We start from the raw sequence: 24,856 nt of genomic DNA, 5'->3' as shown, positions 1-24,856 counted from the left end.
AAAGCACCCCGCGGTCGGGCAACAAAAAAGGGCCCCTTGCGGGGCCCGTTCAATGCTCAGCTCGTTCCTGCAAAGGCAGGGATCAGACGCTCAAAGCCTTAACGCGGTTGTTGAGGCGAGACACCTTGCGAGCAGCCAGATTGGCATGGACGATGCCCTTGGTGGCAGCCCGGTTGATCTCGGGCTCAGCGGCACGGAGCGCCTGCATGGCAGTGGCGTGATCGCCGGCAACAATGGCTTCCTCAACCTTGCGGATGAAGGTGCGAACGCGCGAGCGGCGCGACTTGTTGACCGCGGTGCGGGCTTCAATCTTGCGGGTAGCCTTTTTGGCTGAAGGCGTATTGGCCATAACGGTCCTCTTGCGGTCCATCCGGACGAGATGCGCAAAATGCGCAGCAGGGTACGGGGCGAAATGAAAGCGGCGGCACAGGAGCCGCCAGGTCGTGGGCTCTATAGGGGATAGGCCGGCAGGCGTCAACTGGATTCACCCGAGCTCCGCTCAGGGCTGCCCCTGGCAAACCGGACAAAAGAAGGTGGACCGGCCGGACTGCACGATGCGCTCGATCGTACCGGTACAGCCGGGGGTGGGGCAAGGCTGCCCTTCCCGGTCGTAAACGGCAAAGCGATGCTGGAAATAACCCGATCCCCCCTCCGCATTGCGGAAGTCGCGCAAGGTCGAGCCCCCCACTTCGATGGCCTCGATCAGCACCTGCCGCGTGGCATTCACCAGCGCCTCGAGCGCCGGCTTGGGCGCGCCATCCTCGTCGAGCAGCGTTCCGGCCAAGACGGTCGGGTGAATATGAGCGCGATGCAGCGCTTCGGCCACATAGATATTGCCCAGACCAGCAACAACGCGCTGATCCAGCAGCGCCGCCTTGATCGGGCTCTTCTTGCCCTTGAGCGCCGCGCTCAGGCTCTCCACATTGAACCCGTTGCCCAGTGGCTCGGGACCAAGGCCCTGCAGATAAGGGCTCGTCGTGATGTCATCATAGAAATCCACAAAGCCGAAGCGGCGCGGATCGGCATAGATCAGGTGCGAGCGGCCATGGACGGGGTGAGAGATCTCCCAAACCATATGGTCGTGCTTGGGCACGGGCGCGAGCTCATAATAGCGCGGCGGCTTGTCGATGGGGTGCTCGGCAAAGCGATAGGCCCCGGTCATGCCGAGATGGCTGAGGAGCGTTGCCCCGCCCGAAAGCTCCATCAGCAGATACTTGGCCCGCCGCCCGACATGGCGCACGCTCTGGCCTTCCAGCTTTTCCTTCAAACCCGGCGGAAAGGGAAAGCGCAGGTTTTCGCGGTGCAAGGTGACCTTCTCGATGCTCGCGCCTTCGAGCCATGGCGCGAGGCCCCGGCGCACGGTTTCGACCTCGGGCAGTTCTGGCATCCTGGGCTCCTGGCGCTTGTGCTGCTTTGCGCCATGGCAAAGCGAGGCGGGCTTCGCTATGGTGCGCCCGAAACCAAGGCCCCCAGCGTTCAAGAGTTCCATGCCATGACCGACACGCGCGAGACCACCCATTTCGGCGAGCAAACTGTCGCGCTCGAAGACAAGCAGGGCATGGTCAATGCCGTGTTCCACGGCGTCGCCGATCGTTATGACCTGATGAACGACCTGATGAGCGGGGGCGTGCACCGCATCTGGAAGGATGCGATGGTCACCGAGCTGAGCCCGCCCAAATCGGGCACAAGGCCTTATCGCGTCCTCGATATGGCGGGCGGCACCGGCGACATTGCCGAGCGCATCATCAATCGCTCGGTGGGTTATGCCGAGGTCGTCGTTTCCGACATCAATTCGGACATGCTGCGCGTGGGCGCCCAGCGCGCGCGCGAATGGCGCTATCCCGACCAGGTGAGCTTTGTCGAGGCCAATGCCGAGGCCCTGCCCTTCCCCGACAACAGCTTTGACGCCTATACGATCGCCTTTGGCATCCGCAATGTGCCGCGCATTCCCCTGGCGCTCTCCGAAGCGCACCGGGTGCTCAAGCGCGGCGGACGCATTCTCGTGCTCGAATTTTCCCAGGTGGATGTGCCCGGGCTCGATGCGCTCTACCGCCAGTTCTCCGACCGGGTGATCCCGCCTATGGGACGGCTCGTCACCGGCGACGCCCAGCCTTATCAGTATCTGGTAGAATCGATCCGCAAATTCCCTTCCCCGCCCGCCTTTTCGGCCATGTTGACCGAGGCCGGCTTCAAGCGGGTCAAGCACACCGCCATGACCGGCAATATCGCGGCGCTGTTCAGCGGCTGGAAGCTCTAGCCCATGTGGTTGTCGCCCTATTTTCGCCTGGCGCGAGCCGGCTTTGTGCTGGCGCGCGAAGGCGCCCTGTCGATCATTCCCAAGGAAAGCCTGCCGCCGGCGCTGCGCGCCCCCATCGCGCTGGGGCGCCTCGTGGAGCGCCCCGAAGTGCGCCGCACCGGCCATGTGGAGCGGCTCAACCGTGCCCTGCGGCTCCTCGGCCCAACCTATGTGAAATTCGGCCAGACGCTGGCCACCCGCCCGGACGTCGTGGGTCCCGAGGTTGCCGCCGACCTGCAGGGCCTGCAGGACCGGATGGAGCCGTTCGACCCCAAGCTCGTCCCCGATATTCTGTCGCAGGCGCTCGGCCCCAAGGCCGGACAGTTGCGCGACATCTCGGCGCCGGTCGCTGCCGCCTCCATTGCCCAGGTGCACAAGGCGCGGCTCGTGCCCACGGGTGCCGCCCCGACCACCGTTGCGGTCAAGATCCTGCGCCCCGGGATCGTGCAAAGCTTTGCCGCCGATATCGAGAGCTTTTATGCCGGCGCGCGCCTGTTCGAACGGCTCGCGCGCAAGCTGCGGCGCCTGCGTCCGCTCCAGGTGGTGGAAACGCTCGACCGCTCGGCCCGGCTCGAACTCGATCTGCGCCTGGAAGCGGCGGCCATCTCAGAAATGGCCGAGAACATCAAGAATGACACGGGCTTTGTGATCCCCACCGTCAGTTGGGACCACACCGCGCAAAATGTTCTGACGACGACCTGGGTCGAGGGCATTCCCGTCCGCGACCTCGCGGCACTCGATGCGGCGGGGATCGATCGCAAGGTTCTGGCCGCCAATATCCTCCAGAGCTTTTTGAAGCACGCCATCCGCGACGGCTTCTTTCACGCCGACATGCATCCGGGCAATCTCTTTGCCGCCCCGGGCAGCAATGACGTGATCGCGGTGGATTTCGGCATCATGGGCCGGATCGGGCGCTCCGAGCGCCGGTTCCTGGCCGATATTCTTTACGGCTTCATCACCCGCGATTATCGCCTCGTCGCCGAGCGGCATTTCGAGATCGGCTATGTGCCCGCCAACCAGTCGGTGGACGATTTCGCCCTCGCCATCCGCTCCATTGGCGAGCCGCTGCATGGCCGCACCGCCGCCGATATCTCCATGGCGCGGGTGCTGGGGCAGCTTTTTGCCGTGACGGACCTGTTTTCCATGCAAACCCAGCCGCAACTGGTGCTGCTGCAAAAATCCATGGTGCTGGTGGAAGGCGTCGCCCGCGCCCTCGATCCCGATCTCGATATCTGGTCGCTGGCCGAGCCGGTCGTCGGCGATTGGCTGCGCCGGGAAGCGGGCCCCATGGGCCGGATCGATGATCTCAAGCGCGGGCTTGAGGTCTTTACCGATGCGAGCAAGCGCGTGCCCACCATTCTGGCGGAAGCCGAACTCGTTCTGGCGCAAACCCGGCTCGAGCAACAGGCGCGGCTGCGCGATGACGGCAATCGCCTTCCCCTCGCCCTGGGTGCGGGCGCGCTGCTGCTCCTTGGCATCCTCATCGGCGCGGTGCTCTAGATGGCGGCTGTAACCATCCCCCTCCGCTGGCTGCCCCATGGCGAGGGCCTCCCCCTGCCCGCCGCCCAAACCGGCGGCGCCGCCGGAATGGACCTGCAAGCGGCCATAGCCGAAGGTGAAGCTCTCGTGCTCGCGCCCGGCCAGCGGGCGCTGGTGCCCTGCGGCTTTGCCATGGCGCTCCCCGCCGGCTTTGAAGCGCAGGTGCGGCCCCGCTCGGGCCTGGCGCTCCGACACGGGGTCACCGTCCTTAACGCCCCCGGGACGATCGACTGCGATTATCGCGGCGAGATCTGCGCCCTCCTCATCAATCTGGGGCAGGAGCCCTTCGAGATCCGCCGCGGCGAACGCATTGCCCAGCTCCTCGTGGCGCCCGTCACCCCGACACAGTTCCGCGTGCAGGGCGTTCTTGATGCTACCGATCGTGGCGCCAATGGGTTTGGCTCCACCGGCACCAGCGTGCCATAAACCGGGGGTGCCGCTTGCCCGCTGATCCCAGCCCACTCTCACCCGAGGAAACCCGGCGCTATGGGCGCCACCTCGTGCTCAAGGGCATGGGCGGGGCGGGGCAGCAGGCGCTCAAGCGCGCCCGGGTGCTGGTGGTGGGTGCGGGCGGGCTGGGCAGCCCCGTAATCGCCTATCTCGCCGGCGCGGGCATCGGCACGCTCGGCATCGTCGATCACGACACGGTGTCGCTGTCCAATTTGCACCGGCAGGTGATCCATACGGGCGCTGGCATCGGCACCAACAAGGCCGAGAGCGCCGCTGGCTTTGCCGAATCGCTCAACCCGCATGTGCAATTGGTGCCCCATGAGGCGGCCGTCACCGCGGGCAATGCGGAAGCGCTCCTCGCCCAATACGATCTGGTGCTGGATGGCACCGACAATCTCGCCACGCGCCGCATCACCGCCGCCGCCGCCGCCAAGCTTGGCCTGCCGCTGGTTTCGGGTGCTGTCTCGATGTTTGCGGGCCAGGTAACGGTGTTTGCCCCGGGCGGCCCGCCCTTTGCGGCGCTTTACCCGGCGGCAGCGGACGATGCCGACCTGCCCTCCTGCGAAGCCACGGGCATTATCGGCCCGCTCACCGGGGTGATCGGCACGCTGATGGCGATGGAAGCGATCAAGCTCATCACCGGCATCGGCACCCCCCTGGTTGGGCGGGTGCTGGTTTATGATGGCAAGGACGCCCGGTTTTCCGAGTTCGCCCTTTAGGCCTCAGGCGTCGGGGTGCTTGAACACCAGCGCCGCATTGGTGCCGCCAAAGCCAAAGCTGTTGGACAGCACGACGCCCAGATCCACATCATCGCGCCGCTCGCGCAAAATGGGCATATCGGCAAAGGCGGGGTCGAGATTGTCGATATTGGCGCTTTGGGCAATGAAGCGGTGCTTCATCATCAGGATCGAATAGATCGCCTCATGCACGCCCGTCGCGCCCTGCGAATGGCCGGTCAGCGACTTGGTCGCGGCAATCGGGGGGCAATTGTCTTCGTTGCCGAACACGGCGCGCAGCGCCTCGATCTCCTTGAGATCGCCCACCGGCGTCGAGGTGGCATGGGGGTTGATGTAGTCGACCTTCTGCTTGACGTCGCGCAGCGCCAGACGCATGCAGCGCTCGGCGCCTTCGCCGGAAGGAGCGACCATGTCGACGCCGTCGGAGGTCGCGCCATAGCCGATCAGCTCGGCATGGATGGTGGCGCCGCGGGCAATGGCGTGGTCGCGCTCTTCGAGCACCAGAACGCCCGCGCCGCCCGAGATCACAAAGCCGTCCCGGTCGCGGTCATAGCAGCGCGAGGCGCGCTGGGGCGTGTCGTTGTAGTTCGAGGACATGGCGCCCATGGCATCGAACAGGTTCGACAGCGTCCAGTCGAGATCCTCGTGGCCGCCGGCAAACATGATGGTTTGCTGGCCCAGCATGATCTGCTGGGCGGCATTGCCGATGCAGTGCTTGGAGGTCGCGCAGGCCGCGGTGATGGAATAATTGATGCCCTTGATGCCAAAGGCGGTGGCCAGGGTTGCCGAAGCGGTGGAGCCCATCGCCTTGGGCACGGCCAGCGGCCCGATGCGCTTGGGGCCCTTTTCGCGGGTGATATCGGCGGCTTCCACGATGGTGCGGGTCGAGCTGCCGCCCGAACCCATGACAATACCGGTCATTTCGTTGGAAATATCGGCCGCTTCCAGCCCCGCATCGGCAATGGCCTGCTGCATGGCCAGATAGTTCCAGGCAGCGCCCCGGCCCATGAAGCGGGTGGTGCGTCGATCGAGCTGGGCAAAGGGATCCAGCATGGGATCGCCCTTGACCTGGCTGCGGAAATTCAGATCGGCATAATCCTGGGCAAAGGAAATGCCGGGTCGGGCGGTGCGCAGGCTTTCGGTCACATCGGCAACCGAATTGCCGATGGATGAAATAATGCCCATGCCGGTAACGACGACGCGTTTCATCTGTTTCCGCTCCTAAGTGCGGGTGCCCGTTGAACCGGACCCCTCGGCTTGTTGGGTAAAAGGGGCTCAGGCGACCTTTTGTTCGCCCATCTGGCTGTCGGTGAACAGGCCTACCCGCAGGTCCTTGGCCTCATAGATCACCTTGCCGTCAGCCTTGACCCAGCCATCGGCAATGCCCAGCGTCAGTCGCCCGCGCATGACGCGCTTGAGGTCGATGGCGTATTCCACCAGCTTGACGTCATTGGTGACCTGGCCGGTGAACTTGATTTCCCCGCCCAGCGCACGGCCGCGACCGGGCTGGCCGATCCAGCTGAGGAAAAACCCGGTCATCTGCCAGATGGCATCGAGCCCCAGGCAACCCGGCATCACCGGATCGCCGACGAAATGGCACTGGAAGAACCACAGGCTTGGATCCACATCGAGTTCGGCCCGCACCTGGCCCTTGCCGAAGGCGCCGCCGGTGTCATCGATATGGGTGATGCGATGGAACATCAGCATGGGTGGAGCGGGCAGGCGCGCATCGCCTTGCCCGGGCAATTCACCCCGGCCATGAGCCAGGAGTTCTTCGTATCCAAAAGCGTGCTGGCGCTCGGCCATGGCCTGGCTCCTTATGTTTAAATCGTCTCGTATAGGCGCGCAGGGGGAGGGTCAAGGGATCGGGGGCATCCCGTTAGCCCTCCCAGGCGCTCTAGCTTGTCCTAAACGCCCGCCAAAGCTATAAGGTCCGGACTATTGATCCCGATCTTGCGTTTCAAGGACCCCATGTCAGAGCGATCCCAGACCCTCCGACCTGTTCCTTCCCGTAAACCGTGTCTCACGGCCGTGCTGCGCATGGCGGGATTGCGCCCGACCAGGCAGCGGGTGGCCCTGGCCGAACTGTTGTTTGGCGGCCCGCATCGCCATGTCAGTGCCGAGCAGCTGCACGGCGAAGCCAGCTTGGCACGGGTCAATGTGTCGCTGGCAACAATCTACAATACCCTCCACCAGTTCCACCATGCGGGCTTGCTGCGCGAAGTGGCGGTGGATGCATCGCGCTCCTATTTCGATACCGATACCTCCGACCACCACCATTTCTATGTCGAGGACGAGCAGCGCATGATCGACATTCCGGCCTCTTCGGTGGAGTTCCGGACCCTGCCTGAAGCTCCCCAGGGCATGCAGGTGAGCCATGTGGACGTGGTGATCCGGGTGCGCAAGCAGGCCCAGTAAAGGGCTAGAAAACTGCACCTTTGGCGTTCGCTCCACCTCGGAGTGCAGGCCTGGTGCGGGGCTCCGGTCAGCCCCTCCGGGCGCTTGGCGGGTGACAAAAGCGTGACCCACCGGCATATTGCGCCGCAACGGAAACAGCAAAACGGGTGGCTGATGCGGCCAAAGGTCAATCTGAATGCCTATTTCGAGCGAATCGGCTTCGCCGGCTCCATTGCTCCAACCCTTGGCACGCTAGAGCAGCTGGTGCAGCTGCATCCAGCCAGCATTCCCTTTGAAAATCTCGATCCCCTGCTGGGCGAACCGGTGCTGCTCGATCAGGCGAGCCTTGAGCGCAAGCTCCTGGCCGACAATCGCGGCGGCAACGCCTTTGAGCACAACAGCCTCTTGCTGAGCATGCTGGGCGAGCTCGACTATACCGCCCGCCCTCTGCTGGCCTCGGTGCTCTGGCCCAGCCCGCAGACCGAAATCGATCCGGATCTGCATCTGATCGTGCTGGTCGAGCTTGCCGGGCAGACCTATCTCGCCGATGCCGGCTTTGGCGCCATGACCCCCACCGCGCCGCTCAAGCTGCGCGCCGATGTGGAGCAGACCACTCCCCATGGCGATTATCGCCTCCTGGGCGGGGATCCGCGCTGGGAGCTGCAGGCCAAGCTCGGCGAGGACTGGGTGCCGCTCTATAGCTTTGACGCCAACGCCGAAGGCGATATCGCAGCGTCCAACCAGTTCGTCTGGAGCGATCCAGCCTCCTCGCAGCGCCGTACGCTGACCGCGGCCCTCTCCCCCAAGGGCAGCCGGATCGTGCTGTCCGGCAACCAGCTAAGCCTGCCCGGTCCCGAAGGCGAGCCCGAGCAGCGGACCCTCACCGACGAGGCCGAACTGCGCGAAGCCCTGACGGCCAATTTCGGCATCACCTTGCCCGAAAGCGAGTTGCTCGACGCCAAGCTCCTCGCGATCCTTGCCGGCGCCAATCCGCTCACCACCTGATGGCCCCGGTGGTGCCCCGCCCCGACCGGATCCGCGCCTTTCCCAACGCGGCCGCCTGGGAAGCGTGGCTCGCCGAGCACCACGGGAGCGAGCCCGAATTGTGGCTGCGCATTTTCAAGAAGGGCAATGGCACCCCCACGGTTACCTATGCCGAGGCGCTCGACGTCGCCTTGTGCTGGGGCTGGATTGACGGCATCCGCAAATCCTGGGACGAGGCCTCGTTTCTGCAGCGCTTCACGCCCCGGCAGCCCCGCAGCATCTGGAGCCAGGTCAATCGCGATCATGTCTCGAGACTGATTGCCCAGGGGCGCATGACCGAGCACGGCCTGCGCCAGGTCGAGGCTGCCAAGGCCGATGGCCGTTGGGACGCCGCCTATGCGTCCCCCAGCAAGATGGACATACCGGCCGACTTGATGGCGGCGATTGCCGCCGATCCTGCCGCTCTCGCCACCTTTGAGGGGCTGAGCAAGACCAACCGCTTTGCCCTGGCGTTTCGCCTCGCCAATCTGCGCACCCCAGCTGGTCGTGCCCGCAAAATCGCCGAGTTCGTCGCCATGCTGGCCCGTGGGGAAGCCATTTACCCCCAGACCAGGGACACGCCCAAATGAGTGTGCCGGGCATAGACAAGCTCGGGCGCATGCTGGACAAGACGGGTCTTGCCACCACGCGCAACTGGAACACCATACTCAAGGCGGCCTGACCCACATGATCACCATTTTTGGCTCCACCAATCTCGACCAGATCGGCACTGTCACCCGCTTGCCCAGCCCAGGCGAAACGGTGGCCGGCGGCACGTTTTCGGTTTCCCCTGGGGGCAAGGGGGCCAATCAGGCTCTGGCTGCCCGCCGCGCCGGGTCGGAAGTGCGCCATGTATCGGCCGTAGGCAACGACGTCTTCGCCCAGGCAGCGCTCGAGCTGCTCAAGGCCGATGGGGTTGATCTCAACGAGGTCAAGATTGCCGCCGAGCCCACCGGCATCGCCATGATCCTCGTGGACGCCCAGGGGGAAAACGTCATTGCGGTGCTGCCCGGCGCCAATGGCACATTGAGCCCGGCTGATGCCGATGCCGCCCTTTCGGGGCTCCAGGCCGGTTCGGTGCTGCTGCTGCAGCAGGAGATCCCGCAGGACGCCACGCAACGCGCGCTGGAGCTCGCCCGCGAGCGCGGCGCGATCTCGATCCTCAACACCGCCCCGTTCCTGCCCACCACCGCCGCGATCGCGGCGCAGGCGAACATCCTCGTCGCCAATGAAAGCGAGTTTGCGCTGCTCTGCGGCGAAAGCCATGCCGACATCATGGTGGCAATGCAGGATTGGGCCATCCAGCACAACCAGACCGTGATCGTGACCCTCGGCGGCGATGGCGCGCGGGCCGCGACCCCGGAAGGCGTCATCAGCGTGCCAGCCCTGCCGATCACCCCTGTCGACACGGTTGGCGCGGGCGATACGTTCTGCGGCTATCTCGCTGCCGGGCTCGATGCTGGGCTGTCGCTTGAGGCCGCAGTGCGGCGCGCAACGGCGGCGGCGAGCCTGGCTTGCCTCAAGCCCGGAGCGCAGCCGGCCATCCCCCGCGCCGCCGAGCTCGAGCCCTACGGGCAGTAGGGCCCACAAGCAAAAAGGCAGGCCACTGGCCTGCCTTTAAATACCTTTGAAGCGCCAGCGCTTACTTGGGCGCCAGCACCATCACCATCTGGCGGCCTTCCGAGCGCGGCTGCGACTCCACCTTGGCCAGGGCTTCCATCTGGTCCTTGACCTTGATGAGCAGTTGCATGCCGATTTCCTGGTGCGCCATTTCGCGGCCACGGAAACGCATTGTCACCTTGACCCGGTCACCCTCGTCGAGGAAGCGCTGCACGGCCTTCATCTTGGTCTCGTAGTCGTGCGTATCGATATTGGGACGCAGCTGGACTTCCTTGACCTCGATCACCTTCTGCTTCTTGCGCGCTTCGGCCGCCTTTTTCTGGGCAGCATATTTGAAGCGGCCGAGATCGAGCATCTTGGCGACCGGCGGCTGGGCGTTAGGCGAGATCAGCACCAGATCAAGGCCTGCTTCCTGGGCTTCAGTCAGCGCCTCGCGCGTTCGGACAATGCCGCGGTTCTCACCTTCGGCATCGATCAACTGAACATCAGGGCTGGTGATATCCTCATTGGAGAGCGGCCCATCTTTCTGGGGCGTAACGGGTCTCATGGGACGGCGAATGGCGGGCGTTCCTTGTGTAGTTAAACAAAGTGGTGAAAACAGGCGTAAAATCGTGGTAGCGGCACCGGAAGTCAACTGCACAAGCAGGGATTTCTTGCCTGCTGGGCGTTCGGGGCCACACTAAAGCGCTCTTGAGCCGCTTTGCGTTCCCAACTGGATAATGATTGGTGCATTTCATGGTTGAGCCATCCTTGCTTTCCGTCGGCACAGGCGACGCCGCCCGGTCCATTGCCGTGGCGCGGCGGGAGGGTGCAAAGCCCGGCATTTTCTGGCTCGGGGGTTTTCGCTCGGACATGAATGGCAGCAAGGCGCTGACGCTTGATGCCCTGGGCGCTGAACAGGGCCTCGCCGTCACCCGCTTTGATTATTCCGGCCATGGCGCTTCGGGCGGCGATTTCAATGAGGGCACGATCAGCCGCTGGCTCGAGGAAGCGCAAGCCGTGTTTGCCACCACGACCGGACCGCAGATCGTCGTCGGCTCCTCCATGGGCGGCTGGCTCGCCCTGCTGTTGGTACGCGCCATGCTCGCGCAAGGCGATCATCGGGTCGCCGGTCTGGTGTTGATCGCCCCGGCCGTGGACATGACGCAGGACCTGATGCTGGCGCAGTTCACCCCGGCCGAGCACGACGCCCTGAGCAACCAAGGCTATGTCGAGCAACCCTCCGATTATTCGGACGCACCCTACCGGCTGACCCGCGGCCTCCTCGAGGACGGGGAACAGCACCTCCTGTTTGGCGCCGTCATCGAAACCGGCTGCCCGGTGCATATCCTCCAGGGCGGGCAGGATACCGATGTGCCCCAGGCCCATGCGATCAAGCTCGTCACCCACCTGCTGCATGACCCCGTCACCCTGACGCTGATCCCCGATGGCGACCATCGCCTCAGCCGGCCCGAGGATCTGGAGCGGCTGCGCGCGGCGGTGCTGGCGCTGGTCAAGGATGCAAAAGCGAGCTAGCGGCGGGCGTTCAGCTGAGTTTTCTGCCTGCCGTCGGGGGCGAAATTGTCCGGGCTCAGCCACCGCTCGAACTCGGCGCGCAGCACGGGCCATTCGCTATCGATGATCGAGAACCAGGCGGTGTCGCGACTTTCGCCCTTGACGATGCGGTCCTGGCGGAACAACCCCTCATAGGTAAAGCCAAAGCGCTGCGCCGCCGCCTTGGACGGCTCGTTGCGATTATTGCACTTCCACTCAAAGCGCCGGTAACCCAAATCGTCAAAGGCGTGGCGGGAAAACAGATACAGCGCCTCGGTCGCCAGCGGCGTGCGCGCCATGTCCGGGCCCCAATAAACGCCACCAATCTCGATCGAGGCGTGCTCGGGGAAGATGCGCATCCAGGCCTGCCGTCCGAGGGCGCGACCCGTGCGCTGGTCCACCACGGCGACAAAGCGATCGGCTCCGGCATTGACCGCAGCGATCCAGCTTTCGAGCTCCCCGACGCTTCGCGGCGGATATTCCCCAAGCCAGCGATAGCGCTCGTCCATATCCGACCCTTGCGATGCCGCGAGGAGATCGGGGGCATGGCGGCTCTCCAACGGCTCGAGCCGCACCAGTCGGCCTTCCAGCACGCGCCGCTCGGGCGCCGATTTGGCTCCTGCCACGCTCATTTGCCTTCCCCCGCCAAGATACCGGCCAGCCCTTCGCGATAGGTCGGATACAAGAGCTCGATCCCGAGCGCGTCCTTGATGGCGCGGTTGGCAACGCGCTTGTTGTCGGCATAAAACGAGCGCTGCATCGGCGTCAGCTCCGCATCGGCATAGGCAATCTCGGGCGGTGGCGCGACCCCCAGCAACTGGGCGGCATGGGTCACGAGGTCCTGCGGCGGCGCCGGCTCGTCATCGCTCAGATTAAAGGTGCCCGCCAGCCGCTGCTGCGCCGCCAGCGCCGTGACCCGGCCGATGTCCTCGACGTGAATGCGGTTGAACACCTGCTCGGGCTTGACCAGCCGCCGGGCCGTGCCGTCGCGCAGCTTGTCAAAGGTCGAGCGCCCCGGCCCATAGATACCGGCCAGCCGCAAAATCGCCAGCCCCACCCCGCGCTCCTCGGCATAATCGCGCCAGGCGGCTTCGGCCGCGACCCGCCGGTCCGAGCGCTCGTTGCGCGGCACCAGCGGCACGGTTTCATCGATCCAAGCGCCGCCGAAATCGCCGTAAACGCCGACGGTGGAATAATAGCACAGCCATTGCAAATCGGGCGCGGTATCGAGATCGGCCCGGTGCTGGCTGAGCGCCGGATCGCCCCCGGCATCGGGCGCGATGGACAACACGACATGGGTGGCCGCGTGCAGATCCGCGCGCAGCGCTTCGCTCGGCGCATCGCCGGTAAACAGATGGGCGGCAATGCCGTTGTCGCGCAGCCGCGCCGCCTTTTCGGGTGACCGCACCGTGCCGGCAATGCTGGCCGTCGGATCAAGGGCCCGCACCTGCTCGACGGCCGCCAGGGACGAAAAGCCGAGGCCGAAAAAGAAGAATTTCATTGCAGCACTGCCGTCCATTCCTCGCGCACCTGCGCGTCGGTTTCATCAGGCGCATATTGCGCGCGATAAGCGGCGCCGTCATCATCAGCCGCCAGGCGCCGCGTCGCCCACACCGCCGCGCCGCGCACCAGCGGCTCGGGATCGGCCAGGCGGGCCGCCGCCAGTGGCAGCAGGGCGGCATCGCCGCTGTTGCCCACGGCAATCAGCACATTGCGCTGGAAGCGGGCATGGCCGATCCGCTTGATTGGGGAGCCGGCAAAGAGCGCGCGGAACCCGGCATCATCGAGCTGCACCAGATCGGCCAGGGCCGGGCGGTCCAGCTCCTCGCGCGCCTGCAGCCGCGCTTCCTGGCTTTGCTTGGCAAATTTGTTCCAGGGGCAGACCGCAAGGCAATCATCGCAGCCATAGATGCGGTTGCCCATTGGGACACGAAATTCGAGCGGAATGGGCCCCTTGTGCTCGATATTGAGGTAAGCCAGGCACCGCCGGGCATCAAGCCGATAGGGCGCCGGAAAGGCATTGGTCGGGCACACATCAAGGCAGCGCGTGCACGAGCCGCAGCTTGAGCGATGCGGCTGGTCAGCCGGCAGCTCGGCCGAAGTAAAGATCGCGCCCAAGAACTGCCAGCCGCCCCAGTCGCGGCTCACCAAAACGCTGTGCTTGCCCTGCCAGCCCAGGCCCGCGGCTTCCGCCAGCGGCTTTTCCATCACCGGCGCGGTGTCGACAAACACCTTGACGTCGGCGCCGGCGCGCCGCGCCAGCAGCCCTGCGAGTTCCTTGAGCTTGCCCTTGATGATCTCGTGGTAATCGCGGTTGCGCGCATAAACCGAAATGGCGCCATGGGAGGGATGCTCGAGCGCTTCGAGCGGATCGCTGTCGGGCCCATAGTTGAAGCCGAGGAGAATGATCGAGCGCGCTTCGGGCCACAGCCCCTGGGGGCTGGCGCGCCGCTCGGGTGTTTCAGCCATCCAGTCCATGTCGCCATGCCAGCCCGCTTCGAGCGCCGCCTCGAGCTTGGCGGGCAGGTCCGGGCGCGCATCGGCGCGGGTAATGCCAAAGCTCGAAAACCCCAGCGCCCTCGCGCGCTCGCGCAGCTCGGTCACGAGCTTTTCGGGTCCGGTTGCAGCACCGGCGCTCGCCTTCCCCTCAGCGGGGGTCGGCAAACCCTCCGGACGATGGGGAAGGTGCAGTTGCATGCTCGTTAAAAATCCAGATCGGCATAGCCGGCATGGGGCGGCATCGCCACCACGCGGTCATTGAGCAGGGTGCGGAAGGCCGGGCGCGACTTGATGCGCGAATACCAGTCGCGCGTTTCACCCGCCTTGTTCCAGTCCATGTCACCGAGGTAATCGAGGGTGGAGAAATGCGCCGCCAGCGCAAAATCGGCCAGGGTCATGCTGTCGCCACCCAGCCAGGAGCGCGTCGCCAGCAGCCAGTTGAAATAGAGCATATGCTCGGTCAAATTCGCCTTGGCCACCCGCAGCACCGATGGGTCGGGGGTGGCGCCGCGCTGGTCGCGCTTGACGATCTTTTCCTCGAGAATATAGCGCGTCACTTCCTCGTTGAGCTTGGTCAGGATCCATTCCAGCAGCCGCCACATCTCGGCGCGCGGTCCCGGATCGGCCGGCACGAGGCCCGAGACCACATTGGGCGACCACAGATCCTCGACCATGTGGATGGCCGCCAGAATGCCCACGATGGGCGTGTCGCTGTCATCGAGCAGGATGGGCAGAGTCGCGGCAGGGTTGATCTCGAGCAGCGTGGGTTCGCGCAGCCACGGCTTGATCTCCTCCATGTCGAGCGGCACGCCGTATTCGGCGCACATCAGGCGAATGATACGGGAGGAAGGATCAAGGGGGTGGTGCAGCAGACTTGGCATGCGGGATGCTCTTGTTAAGTTCAGGCTGGTGTTCAGATCAGGCTGGTGTTGGGGCCGGTTGCTCGCCCGCCTTGGCGCTCGGAGCGAAGCAGTTTAAGACCCCCGGCGCTGGCACGCGGCTAGCTAGTGGAGTTAGGGGATCAGATGAACGCCGATCAAGGTCTTTTTGTGCCGCTGGTCCTTGGAATACTCGAAGGGCTTACCGAATTCCTGCCAGTTAGCTCCACCGGGCACCTGCTCCTGGCCGGCCACTTCTTCGGTTTGACCCAGCCCGCGACCTTTATCGTGCTGATCCAGCTGGGGGCGATCCTGGCTGTCATCACGGTTTATTTCGCCAAATTGGGCCTGCTGATCCGCGATGCGCTGACCGGCAAGCCCTATGCCTGGCACTTTGCTGTAACCGTTATCCTCGCCTGTTTGCCTGCCGTGGTCGCCGGCGTCTTGCTGCGCGATTTCATCCAGGGGGATTTGTGGGACTCGGCGCAGCTGATCTGCTGGACCCTCCTGATCGGCGGGATCGTTCTCCTCATCGTCGACCGGCTGCCGCTCCAGCCCAAATATGACGATATCTACCAGTTCCCCTGGCATCTGGCGGTAATTATTGGCCTCTTCCAGATGCTCAGCCTCGTGCCCGGCGTTTCGCGCTCGGGCTCGACCGTGGTGGGGGGCATGCTGTTTGGCGCCAGCAAGCGCGCCGCGGCCGAATTCACCTTTTTCATCGCCCTGCCCATCATGGTGGGCGCCTTTGGCTATGATCTCTACAAGAGCCGCGACCTGATCGATGCGTCCATCGCGCTCAATGTTGCAATCGGCTTTGCCGCCGCGTTCGTCATGGGAGCGCTCGTCGTGCGCTACCTGCTGACTTTCGTCAGCCGCTATGGCTTTGCGCCCTTTGCCTGGTGGCGCATCCTGGTGGGCGGCGCGGGGCTCATTGCGCTCTTGGTCATGCGCTAGGCCCCGCTCGATAATTATTTCGGCTGCGCGGCCGAATAGGTCGATGGAATGGAGAAATAGGCGCGCGGGATCTCGACGTTCTTTTCCACGTCATAGAGCGAAAAGGTCAGCTCCGCCCCGCTGGGCTCGACCAGGCTCCACTGGCTCAGATCCAGCGTCGAGGTGTCAAAGATCAGCGAAACCTGCACCGTGCCCGCCACGGTTTCATCGATCACGGTGATCGACATATAGCCATCCGAGGTGGTCACATCGACCACATTGGCATTGAGCAGGTCGATCTTGTCGCCCAGGAACTGGCGCAGCGGGATCGTGTCCTGCGGATAGGCGTAATAGGTCTCTTCCTTGCGGTTGAGCACATAAAAGCCCCGGCCCACCGAAACGATCTCTTCGCGGCTGGGAGGATTGTAGCGGAAGCGCACCTTGTCGGGGCGCTCAAGGAAGAACGTGCCTTCGCTGCGCCCGCCATTGGTGTCGATCTGCAGGAACCGGCCCGCCATGGAGCGGATCGCCGAGTTATGCGCGCCGATATCGGCAATCAACTGCTGCTCTTCGGCCGAAAGGGCTCGGTCCAGCGCCAGGCTGGGCAGCGTGGTGGCGAGAACGGCCGAAAGGCCAAGCAGCAGAGCGTCGCGGCGTAACATGGAGGAGTTCCCTGGGGCTTTGGTGTTCGAGGTCAGCCTAGACAGCAATTGCGGCAGGAGCGGGAAGGTTCCCCGCGTCCCGCCGCTGCCTGACCAAAGCCTTAATAGCCGTCAGCGTTGTTGCCGACGAGGATTTCGCGCTTGCCGGCATGGTTGGCCTGCGAGATCACCCCTTCGCGCTCCATGCGCTCGATCAGGGTCGCCGCCTTGTTGTAGCCGATGGCAAGGCGCCGCTGCACATAGGAGGTCGAGGCCTTCTTGTCGGTGAGCACGATCTGGACGGCCTTGTCATAAAGCTCGTCGCCCGAGCCGCCGCTGTCATCGGCACCGCCGAAATCAGCGGCCGAGCCACCATCCTCGTCTTCATCGGCGGTGATGGAGTCGAGATAATCGGGCGCACCCTGCGCCTTGAGGTGCTTGACCACTGCCTCGACTTCGGAGTCCGCCACAAAGGGGCCGTGCAGGCGCTTGGTGCGGCCACCGGAGGCCATGTAAAGCATGTCGCCATTGCCCAGCAGTTGCTCGGCGCCCTGCTCGCCCAGAATGGTACGGGAGTCGATTTTCGACGTCACCATGAACGAGATACGGGTGGGGAAGTTGGCCTTGATCGTGCCAGTGATCACGTCAACCGACGGGCGCTGGGTAGCGGTGATGATGTGGATGCCGGCCGCGCGCGCCATTTGCGCCAGGCGCTGGATGGCGCCTTCGATGTCCTTGCCCGCCACCATCATCAGGTCAGCCATTTCGTCGACGATGACGACGATATAGGGCAAGGGCTCGAGATCGAACTCTTCTGATTCAAAGATCGCTTCGCCCGTCTCGCGGTCGAACCCGGTCTGCACGGTGCGGGTGATCACTTCGCCGCGCGCCTTGGATTCGGTGACGCGCTGGTTAAAGCCATCAATATTGCGCACGCCGATCTTGCTCATCTTGCGATAGCGATCTTCCATCTCGCGCACCGCCCATTTGAGCGCCACCACCGCCTTGTTGGGGTCGGTGACCACGGGGGTTAGCAGATGCGGAATGCCGTCATAGATGCTCAATTCGAGCATCTTGGGATCGATCATGATCATGCGGCACTGCTCGGGCGTCATCTGGTAGAGCAGCGACAGGATGAAGGTGTTGATACCCACCGATTTGCCCGAGCCGGTGGTGCCGGCGATCAGAAGGTGCGGCATGCGCGCGAGATCGGCGATCACGGGCTCGCCGCCAATGGTCTTGCCCAGGCAAATGGGCAGCTTGCCCTTCATCTTCTCGAAGTCCGAGGAAGCCAGCATTTCGCGGAAGTAAACGGTTTCGCGCATCTGGTTGGGCAGCTCGATGCCGATGGCATTGCGGCCGGGCACCACGGCAACGCGGGCTGATATGGCCGACATAGAGCGGGCAATGTCGTCGGCCAGCGAGATCACGCGGCTCGACTTGATGCCGGGCGCCGGCTCGAGCTCAAACAAGGTGACGACGGGGCCGGGGCGGACATTGATGATGTCGCCCTTGACGCCGAAATCTTCCAGCACGCCTTCGAGCTGGCGCGCCATTTCCTCGAGCCGCTCGGGGGCATGCTCGGGCGAAGGGCCCTTGTGCTTGGGTTCGGCCAGAAGGCTCAGCGGCGGCAGCTCAAACGCGCCGGGCTCGTCGAGGAACGAGGGCTGGGCCTCGCGCGCGACACGGGTGCCCTGCACCGGGGCAGGCGCTGGCGCCGCGACGCGGGGTGCCGCGGGATTGACCGGATGGAAGCGGGAATCGCCCTGCTGGCGGTGATTGACCACGGCGGGGGCCGCGGGCTCGGGCACAAAGGGGATGTCGTCGTCTTCGGCATCATCGGGATAATCGAGCTCGGTTTCGTCATAGCTCGGGCGGGCATTGATGCGCGCGGACACCGGCGCTTCGGGCGCAAAGCTCGGCTCAGGCATGGTGCGCGAATGGATGCGGCGCGGCTCGGCCACAACAGCGGGCTCGAGGCGCTCCAACTGGGGCGCGCCACGACCATCCAGGCTGGGCTCGAATTCGTCATCGCGATAGGGCGCGTTGTCGGCAGCGCGTTTTTCGGCGTGGCTGGCGCGGGCGCGGCGGAAGGCGGTGCGCAGGGAATAGCCCAAATGCACCATGGCGCCGAGCGCCACGTCCACCAGCGGATTGGTTTCGCGTTCCTCGTCAGGGTCACGGGCGTCGCGCGGCTCGGGCTCGGCCCGGCCAGCGACCTTGGCCGGCTTGCCCGGGGCCGTTGAACGGGCGGTACCCAACCCCATGCCGATCCAAAAAAGGGCAATCGCGGGAGCCGCGAGGATAACGGCAAACAGCGCTGCGGTCAGTGGCTGCGGCTGGGCGCCCCCGACCAGGGTCGCGAGCACGGTAAAGCCGGTGCCGACAATGCCGCCAAGCCCGGTCGGCAGCGGCCAGGTGGCGGGCATGGGCACAAAGGCCAGCACGCCGGCCACAAGAATGGTCGCCCCGATCCAGCTCGTGGCGCGAAGGCCAAAGCGGGTGGGCAGGCGCCGGCGCGACATGGCCCAGAACCACAGGGCCGGCGGCACCAGCAGCACGGGCCCGGCCAGGCCCAGCATCTGAAACAGCGTATCGGCAATCACCGCACCGGGAAAACCCAGCCAATTGGCGGCGGGCTTGGTCGTGGCATAGGTGAAGCTTGGGTCATCCACAGACCAGGAGGCCATGGCGACAAGGCACACCGCTACCAAAACCAGGCCCAGCAATCCCACAAGGCGCACCGGGATGCGAATGGCAATGGCGCTCACGGCAGCAGGCGCTGGCTTGGCTGCGGCCCGGGTGCCGCGTTGTGGCACCGAGCGAATCTCGTCGAGCATTGGCGTGGGGTGTGATGGCATGGGGCACTATGGTTTAGGTGGCGCCCGGGAGAATCCAGGCCGCATGCCGCCGATGCTAGAGCCGTGTGGTTAATCGCAGGCTAACCATCCCCACTGCGGCAAGAAAAAGGGCCCGTTGCAGGCAACGGGCCCAGGCAGAGTGCCGCGAACAGCGGGGGGAAGGCGGCACTAGGGAGGATTGATCGAGGAGTGCGGCCCATGCGGTTTGCGAGTGGGAAGCCTCTGGGCGGGCCAAGAGGAACACGAGCCGCACGCCACGATCAATGCAGGCAAAGAATGGGATCCGGGCGACGCGAGGGACGCCGCCCGGAAGGGAGGAATGCTAGTTGTAGGCGCGCTCGCCGTGGCTGGAGAGGTCCAGCCCGTCGACCTCGGCCGATTCGGGGACGCGGGCCCCACCGAAGATCGCCTTGACGATCATCATGGCCACGAAGGCCACGACGCCCGACCACAGGATGGCGACAACCACCGCCATGACCTGGGTGACCAGCTGGCCGCCCATGGCATAGCCCTCGGCGCCAAAGCCACCCAGGGCCGGATCGGCAACAACAGCGGTGCCGATGGCGCCGACAATGCCGCCGACGCCGTGAATGCCGAACACATCGAGGCTGTCGTCGTATTTCAGCATGGGCTTGAGGGTCACGACCGCCCAGAGGCACACAAAGCCGGTTACCGCACCCAGAACGATCGAGCCAAAGGTGCCGGCAAAACCGGCAGCCGGGGTGATGGCAACAAGGCCCGCAACGGCACCCGACACAAAGCCCAGGGCCGAGGCATGGCCGCGGGTGATCTTTTCGCCCACAGCCCAGGCAATGCCGGCTGCGGCGGGAGCGGTGATGGTGTTGAGGAAGGCCTGGGCGGCAACGCCGTTGGCGCCCAGAGCCGAGCCGGCATTGAAGCCGAACCAGCCAACCCAGAGCAGGCAGGCGCCGATATAGGTGAAGACGAGGTTATGGGGCGCAATCGGCTCCTTCATATAGCCAAGGCGCGGCCCCAGCACGATGGCAGCCACGAGTGCGGCAACACCCGAATTGATATGCACGACGGTGCCGCCGGCAAAATCGAGCGCTCCCATCTGGAAAAAGAGGCCCGCGGCCGACCACACCATATGGGCGATCGGCAGATAGGCGAAGGTGAACCAGATCGCGAGGAAGGCCATCACCGCGCCGAACTTCATGCGCTCGGCAATGCCGCCCACGACAAGGGTCGCGGTGATGCAGGCAAAGGTGAGCTGGAACACCACAAAGATCAGCTCGGGAATGGTGCCCGAAACCGAGTCGGGGTTCACATTGGCGAGGAAGAAGTTGGAGAAATCGCCGATAAAGGCGGACAATCCGCCTTCGCTCGGCCCGGAAAAGGCCAGCGAATAACCATAAGCGACCCAGAGCAGCGCGATCATGGAAAACGCGCCGAACACCTGGGTGACGACCGACAGGATGTTCTTGGAGCGCACGAGGCCGCCATAAAACAGCGCCACGCCCGGAATGGTCATGAGGATGACCAGGAGGGTCGAAACGATCAACCAGGCCGTGTCACCGGTGTCGATCGTGGCAGCGGCCTCTTCAACGACTTCGACGGCGGGTGCCGCCGCATCCTGGGCGAAGGCCGGCAGGGCCAGCAGCAGGGAGGCAAGTGCGGCGCTCCCCAAGATTTTGGACGTCTTCATCTTCTTGTTTCTCCCGAGGACGCTTAAAGGGCAGAGGCGCCGGTTTCACCGGTGCGGATACGGGTGACGGCCAGCAGGTCGAGCACGAAAATCTTGCCGTCGCCGATGCGACCGGTCTGGGCGCTGTCGCGGATGGCCGCCGAAACGGCATCGGCAAGCGCATCGTCGACCGCAATCTCGACCTTGAGCTTGGGCAGGAAATGGACGGCATATTCGGTGCCGCGATAGATTTCCGAATGTCCCTTTTGGCGGCCATAACCCTTCACTTCGGTCACAGTCATGCCGTGAACATCGAGTGAATTGAGTGCCTGGCGAACCTCTTCGAGGCGGGATGGCTTGATAATAGCGATCACCAGTTTCATGCGAGCCCCTTTGCATCTTGCGCTGGTCTTGATGCCAAGCAAGACTCAAGTGCCGTGCCAACTCGATAGCTGCTCAAAAACAACAAACATTTCAAGAACTTGCCAGATCGTGCGTGGATTTCACCCGTATGCTTGAGCGCAAGTGCTCAATTAATGAGCAGGTCTGGAGCGTTTTGAGCAAATTTGCGGCGGCCTGGCGCGACCCTTGGCACTCTTGCGTTGAGGAGCCCGGCGCGTTCAATAGCCGCAATGGAGGCGTTCCCGATGAGCAAGGCTGAACAGTTCGATGTGGTGATCGTGGGCGGCGGTCCGGCGGGGTTGACCTTATCGCTCGCCCTGTCCCGCTTTGCCCGCGGCATCCGCATCGCCTTGGTGGATCGACGCCCACTCGAAGTGCCGCGCGATAATCGGGCTTCGGCCATTGCCGCGAGCGTTCGCCGCGCCTGGACCGCGCTTGAGGTTTGGCCGGCGATGGAAGGAGAAGCGCAGGCGATCACCGCCATGCGCATCACCGATTCGGGTCCGGGCGATCTGTCCCGCCCCCTGTTCCTGAGCTTTGAAGGGGATGTGGCTCCGGGCGAGCCCTTTGCCCACATGGTGCCAAACCGGGTCAGCGGGCAGGCGTTGCTGGATGCGGTAGCGAGCAAGATTACCGTCGTGGCGCCGGCCAGCGTTGCCGGCCTGCAGACCAGCGCCAACTCGGCCGATCTGGTGCTCGCCGATGGGCGGATCTTGCGCGCGCCGCTGGTGGTTGCGGCCGATGGTGCGCAATCAAGCCTGCGCCAGATGAGCGGGATCGGGGTTTTTTCCCATGATTACCGCCAGACCGGGCTCGTCACCACCATCACCCATGAACTCCCCCATGACGGGGTGGCGTATCAACATTTCCGCCCCGCCGGCCCCTTTGCCAGCCTGCCGTTGCCGGGCAACCGCTCGTCCCTCGTTTGGACCGAGAAATCAGCCGATGCCCCCCGGTTCCTCGCCATGGGCAATGAGGAGCTCGCCCGCGAAATCGAATCGGTGATGGGCTCGACCCTGGGGACCGTCGGTGTAGACGAGGATCTGATGGGCTTTCCCCTGCGCCTGCAGCTGGCCCGCCAATTTGTCGGCCCACGCCTGGCGCTCGTGGGCGACGCCGCCCATGTGGTGCATCCCGTCGCGGGACAGGGCCTGAATCTCGGGCTCAAAGATGTGGCGGCGCTCGCCGAAGCCGTGGTCGAAGCGATGCGGCTCGGGCTTGATCATGGCAGTCCCGCCGTGCTCGAGCGTTACCAGAGCTGGCGGCGGCTCGACACCACCGGTATGGCCCTTGTCACCGATGGCATGAACCGGCTCTTTTCGGCGGACGCCCCGCCGGTGCGGGCGCTGCGCGATTTTGGCCTCGGGCTGGTGGATCGCGCCGGCCCGGTCAAGGCGATGATGATCCGCGGTGCCGCGGGCCTTTCGGCCCACGGGCCGCGCCTCCTCTCGGGCCTGCCGATCTAAGGCGCCGGCGGGCGCGTCAGCGCCTTGATTTCCTCGGGCTCGATGCTGCGCGCCTCATCAAGGGCGAGCAGCGGCACGCCCTTGCGAATGGGAAAGGCCAGGCGCGCGGCCACCGAAATCAGCTCGCTCCGGTCCGCCGAGAGGGTCATGCGCGTCTTGGTCAGGGGGCACACCAGCAGTTCGAGCGTGCGGCGGTCCACCACATGCCGGGGATTGACCTCGGGAACACTCAATTGAGCGGGGGCGCCGAACCGCCGGCGCCGCCGCGCGCGATCTCGTATTCGGTCATCGCGATCAGGGTTTCGGCGCGCTGCTCGAGCGTGGGGGCTTCCAGCAGCACCTGTTTTTCCGCCGCGCCATAAGGCGACACCATGCAGCAGAAATTGACGAGATCGGCGGTGCCGGTATTGTCGATTTCCTGCCAGTTGAGCTCGATATCGGCGAAATCGGCATAATCGCGCATCATCTTGAGGAAGCGCTCCCGATCGACCTCGCCTTCCCCCCATTGCCGGTTGAAGTCGGTGGCGAATTCCTCGGCTGAAATCGTGCACTGGCGATAAGGCGTCATCACCGTCAGCTCATGGACCAGCCGGAAGCGGGTGATGCCCTCAAGGATGATGAAGTAACGCCCTTCCCCGCTTTCCTCGAAATGGGTGATTCGCCCCAGGCACCCGATCGATTGCAGCGGGCTGCGACCCTTGGGGCTTTCTTCCTCGCTGTCCTCGGGCTGGATCAGGCCGATCAGGCGGTCGCCGCGGAGGGCCGCGTCCACCATGTCGAGATAGCGCGGCTCGAATACATTGAGCGGGCGGTGCGAAAAGGGCAGCAGCAGCGCGCCGCTGAGGGGAAACAGCGGCACGCTTTTGGGCAGGTCGGCGGGAGAAGCGGGGCGCTTGAGCACGAGTGCTTTCCTTTGCGTTACGAAAACAGCGCCGCCGAGAGCAGACGGCGGCCCTTGACGGTGGCGGGATCCTTGGGACCCCAGGCTTCAAAGAATTCGAGCAGCTTTTTGCGCGCGCCGTCCTCGTTCCAGCTGCGGTCGCGCCGGAGCAGCGTTACCAGCGCCTCGGCCGCTTCAAGGCGCCGCCCCTCGGCATTGAGCACGACGGCGAGATCGAACCGGGCTTGGTGGTTGTCCGGATCGGCAGCGATCGCCGCTTCCAGCGTCGCCGTTTCCGAGAGTTCGGCCGCTTCGGCCAGGAGGCGCAGCGAATTGGCCAGCGCCGTATAGGCCTCGCCCGTGCGCCCTTCCTCGGGCACCATGTCGAGGGTGGCGCGGGCCTGGTCGGGCTCGCCCGCTGCCAGATATACCCGTGCCAGGCCAATCAGCGCGGGGGCATTGTCAGGCGCGTGCTGGACCACCATGCCAAAGATCTGCGCGGCGCGCGGCAGGTCGCCCGCTCCAAGCGCCTCTTCGGCGGCAGCGACCGCCTCGGCGATCTGGGCTTCCATCGAATCGGGGGCGGGACCGGGCGCAGGGGCGGCGGCGATCACCCGGTCGGCAAAGCGGCGCACTTCGCTTTCGGGCATGGCGCCCATGAAGCCATCCACCGGGCGCCCGCCGGCAAAGGCGAAGACGGCAGGGATCGACTGCACGCCCAGTTGACCGGCAATGCCGGGATGCTCGTCGATATTGATTTTGACCAGGCGGATCTTGCCGGCCTTTTCATTGACCACTTTTTCGAGCGCCGGGGTCAGCTGGCGACAGGGGCCACACCAGGGCGCCCAGAAATCCACCAGCACGGGCGCCTCGAGCGAGGCGTCGATCACATCGGCCTTGAATGCGGCGTCGCTGGAATTTTTCACCAGCGCCCCATTGGGAGGGGCGGGCTGGCTGGCGGGGGAAGCGGTGAACGGCTGGGACATGGGAGCAAGCCTTCGGGTGCGGCAAAAAAGCAGATTGGTGTCTTCATGCCCCCGCAAACCGGCCTCT

The 24,856-nt window shown here is 64.7% G+C and carries 27 protein-coding genes; 11 read left to right on the top strand and 16 right to left on the bottom strand.

Features of this window, described 5'->3' with window-relative positions; translation table 11 throughout:
* Positions 1-82 precede the first annotated feature (82 nt).
* Complete coding sequence (rpsT, locus tag HRU92_RS15115; protein WP_127755115.1) at positions 83-349, bottom strand: 30S ribosomal protein S20; 267 nt, start codon at positions 347-349, stop codon at positions 83-85.
* Positions 350-499: 150 nt separating this feature from the next.
* Entirely contained in the window at positions 500-1,387 is an 888-nt protein-coding gene (gene mutM / locus HRU92_RS15110) for a bifunctional DNA-formamidopyrimidine glycosylase/DNA-(apurinic or apyrimidinic site) lyase (RefSeq protein WP_172121805.1), read from the bottom strand.
* 105 nt (positions 1,388-1,492) lie between these two features.
* Between mutM and ubiE the strand changes: the two genes are divergently transcribed.
* Genes ubiE through HRU92_RS15090 form a run of 4 tightly spaced genes read left to right on the top strand, consistent with a single transcriptional unit; the run spans position 1,493 to position 5,004 of the window.
* Positions 1,493-2,257, top strand: a complete 765-nt coding sequence (ubiE, locus tag HRU92_RS15105; RefSeq protein WP_172121804.1) for a bifunctional demethylmenaquinone methyltransferase/2-methoxy-6-polyprenyl-1,4-benzoquinol methylase UbiE — start codon at positions 1,493-1,495, stop codon at positions 2,255-2,257.
* 3 nt (positions 2,258-2,260) lie between these two features.
* A complete protein-coding gene (gene ubiB, locus HRU92_RS15100; RefSeq protein WP_172121803.1) occupies positions 2,261-3,796 on the top strand; it encodes a 2-polyprenylphenol 6-hydroxylase in 1,536 nt (511 codons plus the stop codon).
* On the top strand, positions 3,797-4,261 hold the full coding sequence (gene dut / locus HRU92_RS15095; protein ID WP_172121802.1) for a dUTP diphosphatase: 465 nt from the start codon (positions 3,797-3,799) through the stop codon (positions 4,259-4,261).
* 14 nt (positions 4,262-4,275) lie between these two features.
* Positions 4,276-5,004 carry a HesA/MoeB/ThiF family protein gene (locus tag HRU92_RS15090; RefSeq protein WP_172121801.1) on the top strand — a complete coding sequence of 243 codons (729 nt, stop codon included), beginning with the start codon at positions 4,276-4,278 and terminating at the stop codon, positions 5,002-5,004.
* Between the two features lie 3 nt (positions 5,005-5,007).
* Here the strand turns inward: HRU92_RS15090 and fabB are convergent, their stop codons facing one another.
* Positions 5,008-6,231, bottom strand: a complete 1,224-nt coding sequence (fabB, locus tag HRU92_RS15085) for a beta-ketoacyl-ACP synthase I (RefSeq protein ID WP_172121800.1) — start codon at positions 6,229-6,231, stop codon at positions 5,008-5,010.
* 66 nt (positions 6,232-6,297) lie between these two features.
* Complete coding sequence (gene fabA / locus HRU92_RS15080) at positions 6,298-6,828, bottom strand: 3-hydroxyacyl-[acyl-carrier-protein] dehydratase FabA (RefSeq protein WP_127755108.1); 531 nt, start codon at positions 6,826-6,828, stop codon at positions 6,298-6,300.
* A 165-nt stretch (positions 6,829-6,993) separates the two neighbouring features.
* Here fabA and irrA point away from each other — a divergent pair, with 165 nt between their 5' ends.
* From irrA to HRU92_RS15060, 4 genes are all read left to right on the top strand, one after another.
* Positions 6,994-7,440: an iron response transcriptional regulator IrrA gene (gene irrA / locus HRU92_RS15075; protein WP_173088437.1), complete on the top strand. Its 447-nt coding sequence runs from the start codon at positions 6,994-6,996 to the stop codon at positions 7,438-7,440.
* Between the two features lie 153 nt (positions 7,441-7,593).
* Positions 7,594-8,424, top strand: a complete 831-nt coding sequence (locus HRU92_RS15070; RefSeq protein ID WP_172121798.1) for an arylamine N-acetyltransferase — start codon at positions 7,594-7,596, stop codon at positions 8,422-8,424.
* A complete protein-coding gene (locus HRU92_RS15065; protein ID WP_127755105.1) occupies positions 8,424-9,032 on the top strand; it encodes a YdeI/OmpD-associated family protein in 609 nt (202 codons plus the stop codon). The genes HRU92_RS15070 and HRU92_RS15065 overlap by 1 nt, the downstream gene beginning before the upstream one ends.
* Before the next feature lie 97 nt (positions 9,033-9,129).
* On the top strand, positions 9,130-10,023 hold the full coding sequence (locus HRU92_RS15060; RefSeq protein ID WP_172121797.1) for a ribokinase: 894 nt from the start codon (positions 9,130-9,132) through the stop codon (positions 10,021-10,023).
* A 61-nt stretch (positions 10,024-10,084) separates the two neighbouring features.
* Here the strand turns inward: HRU92_RS15060 and infC are convergent, their stop codons facing one another.
* Positions 10,085-10,621, bottom strand: coding sequence for a translation initiation factor IF-3 (infC, locus tag HRU92_RS15055; protein WP_172124743.1), 537 nt, complete (start codon positions 10,619-10,621; stop codon positions 10,085-10,087).
* 176 nt (positions 10,622-10,797) lie between these two features.
* On the opposite strand from infC, the gene HRU92_RS15050 reads away from it, so the two are divergent.
* Positions 10,798-11,577: an alpha/beta hydrolase gene (locus HRU92_RS15050; RefSeq protein WP_172121796.1), complete on the top strand. Its 780-nt coding sequence runs from the start codon at positions 10,798-10,800 to the stop codon at positions 11,575-11,577.
* Here the strand turns inward: HRU92_RS15050 and HRU92_RS15045 are convergent.
* From HRU92_RS15045 to HRU92_RS15030, 4 genes are read right to left on the bottom strand one after another with little or no spacing between them, the layout of a single operon-like run.
* A complete protein-coding gene (locus tag HRU92_RS15045; protein ID WP_127755101.1) occupies positions 11,574-12,227 on the bottom strand; it encodes a GNAT family protein in 654 nt (217 codons plus the stop codon). The genes HRU92_RS15050 and HRU92_RS15045 overlap by 4 nt on opposite strands.
* Positions 12,224-13,096 carry an NAD-dependent epimerase/dehydratase family protein gene (locus HRU92_RS15040; RefSeq protein WP_127755100.1) on the bottom strand — a complete coding sequence of 291 codons (873 nt, stop codon included), beginning with the start codon at positions 13,094-13,096 and terminating at the stop codon, positions 12,224-12,226. The genes HRU92_RS15045 and HRU92_RS15040 overlap by 4 nt, the downstream gene beginning before the upstream one ends.
* The gene (queG, locus tag HRU92_RS15035; protein ID WP_172121795.1) at positions 13,093-14,292 is read right to left on the bottom strand and encodes a tRNA epoxyqueuosine(34) reductase QueG; all 1,200 of its coding nucleotides are present in this window, start codon (positions 14,290-14,292) and stop codon (positions 13,093-13,095) included. Before queG ends, HRU92_RS15040 begins: the two co-directional genes overlap by 4 nt.
* Before the next feature lie 5 nt (positions 14,293-14,297).
* Positions 14,298-14,975 carry a glutathione S-transferase family protein gene (locus HRU92_RS15030; RefSeq protein ID WP_127755098.1) on the bottom strand — a complete coding sequence of 226 codons (678 nt, stop codon included), beginning with the start codon at positions 14,973-14,975 and terminating at the stop codon, positions 14,298-14,300.
* 144 nt (positions 14,976-15,119) lie between these two features.
* Between HRU92_RS15030 and HRU92_RS15025 the strand changes: the two genes are divergently transcribed.
* Positions 15,120-15,929, top strand: coding sequence for an undecaprenyl-diphosphate phosphatase (locus HRU92_RS15025; protein WP_172121794.1), 810 nt, complete (start codon positions 15,120-15,122; stop codon positions 15,927-15,929).
* A 14-nt stretch (positions 15,930-15,943) separates the two neighbouring features.
* Here the strand turns inward: HRU92_RS15025 and HRU92_RS15020 are convergent, their stop codons facing one another.
* The 4 genes from HRU92_RS15020 to HRU92_RS15005 all read right to left on the bottom strand — a co-directional run bounded on the left by HRU92_RS15020 (position 15,944) and on the right by HRU92_RS15005 (position 21,438).
* The gene (locus HRU92_RS15020; RefSeq protein ID WP_172121793.1) at positions 15,944-16,570 is read right to left on the bottom strand and encodes an outer membrane lipoprotein carrier protein LolA; all 627 of its coding nucleotides are present in this window, start codon (positions 16,568-16,570) and stop codon (positions 15,944-15,946) included.
* A 101-nt stretch (positions 16,571-16,671) separates the two neighbouring features.
* A complete protein-coding gene (locus tag HRU92_RS15015) occupies positions 16,672-19,410 on the bottom strand; it encodes a DNA translocase FtsK (protein ID WP_210258487.1) in 2,739 nt (912 codons plus the stop codon).
* Positions 19,411-19,732: 322 nt separating this feature from the next.
* Positions 19,733-21,076 carry an ammonium transporter gene (locus HRU92_RS15010; RefSeq protein WP_172121792.1) on the bottom strand — a complete coding sequence of 448 codons (1,344 nt, stop codon included), beginning with the start codon at positions 21,074-21,076 and terminating at the stop codon, positions 19,733-19,735.
* Positions 21,077-21,099: 23 nt separating this feature from the next.
* On the bottom strand, positions 21,100-21,438 hold the full coding sequence (locus HRU92_RS15005; RefSeq protein WP_127755093.1) for a P-II family nitrogen regulator: 339 nt from the start codon (positions 21,436-21,438) through the stop codon (positions 21,100-21,102).
* Between the two features lie 264 nt (positions 21,439-21,702).
* Here HRU92_RS15005 and HRU92_RS15000 point away from each other — a divergent pair, with 264 nt between their 5' ends.
* Positions 21,703-22,923, top strand: coding sequence for an FAD-dependent monooxygenase (locus HRU92_RS15000; protein WP_172121791.1), 1,221 nt, complete (start codon positions 21,703-21,705; stop codon positions 22,921-22,923).
* Here HRU92_RS15000 and HRU92_RS14995 read toward each other — a convergent pair.
* The 3 genes from HRU92_RS14995 to HRU92_RS14985 are packed head-to-tail and all read right to left on the bottom strand — an operon-like array spanning position 22,920 to position 24,789.
* Positions 22,920-23,156, bottom strand: a complete 237-nt coding sequence (locus HRU92_RS14995) for a Trm112 family protein (protein ID WP_206524674.1) — start codon at positions 23,154-23,156, stop codon at positions 22,920-22,922. The genes HRU92_RS15000 and HRU92_RS14995 overlap by 4 nt on opposite strands.
* Complete coding sequence (locus HRU92_RS14990) at positions 23,153-23,824, bottom strand: LON peptidase substrate-binding domain-containing protein (protein WP_127755091.1); 672 nt, start codon at positions 23,822-23,824, stop codon at positions 23,153-23,155. Before HRU92_RS14990 ends, HRU92_RS14995 begins: the two co-directional genes overlap by 4 nt.
* Positions 23,825-23,841: 17 nt before the next feature.
* Positions 23,842-24,789 carry a co-chaperone YbbN gene (locus tag HRU92_RS14985; protein ID WP_172121790.1) on the bottom strand — a complete coding sequence of 316 codons (948 nt, stop codon included), beginning with the start codon at positions 24,787-24,789 and terminating at the stop codon, positions 23,842-23,844.
* Between the last annotated feature and the right edge of the window lie 67 nt (positions 24,790-24,856).

This window comes from Devosia sp. 1635 (genome assembly GCF_013185955.1).
Taxonomy (GTDB): domain Bacteria; phylum Pseudomonadota; class Alphaproteobacteria; order Rhizobiales; family Devosiaceae; genus Devosia.
This window is presented reverse-complemented; position numbering and strand designations above follow the sequence as displayed.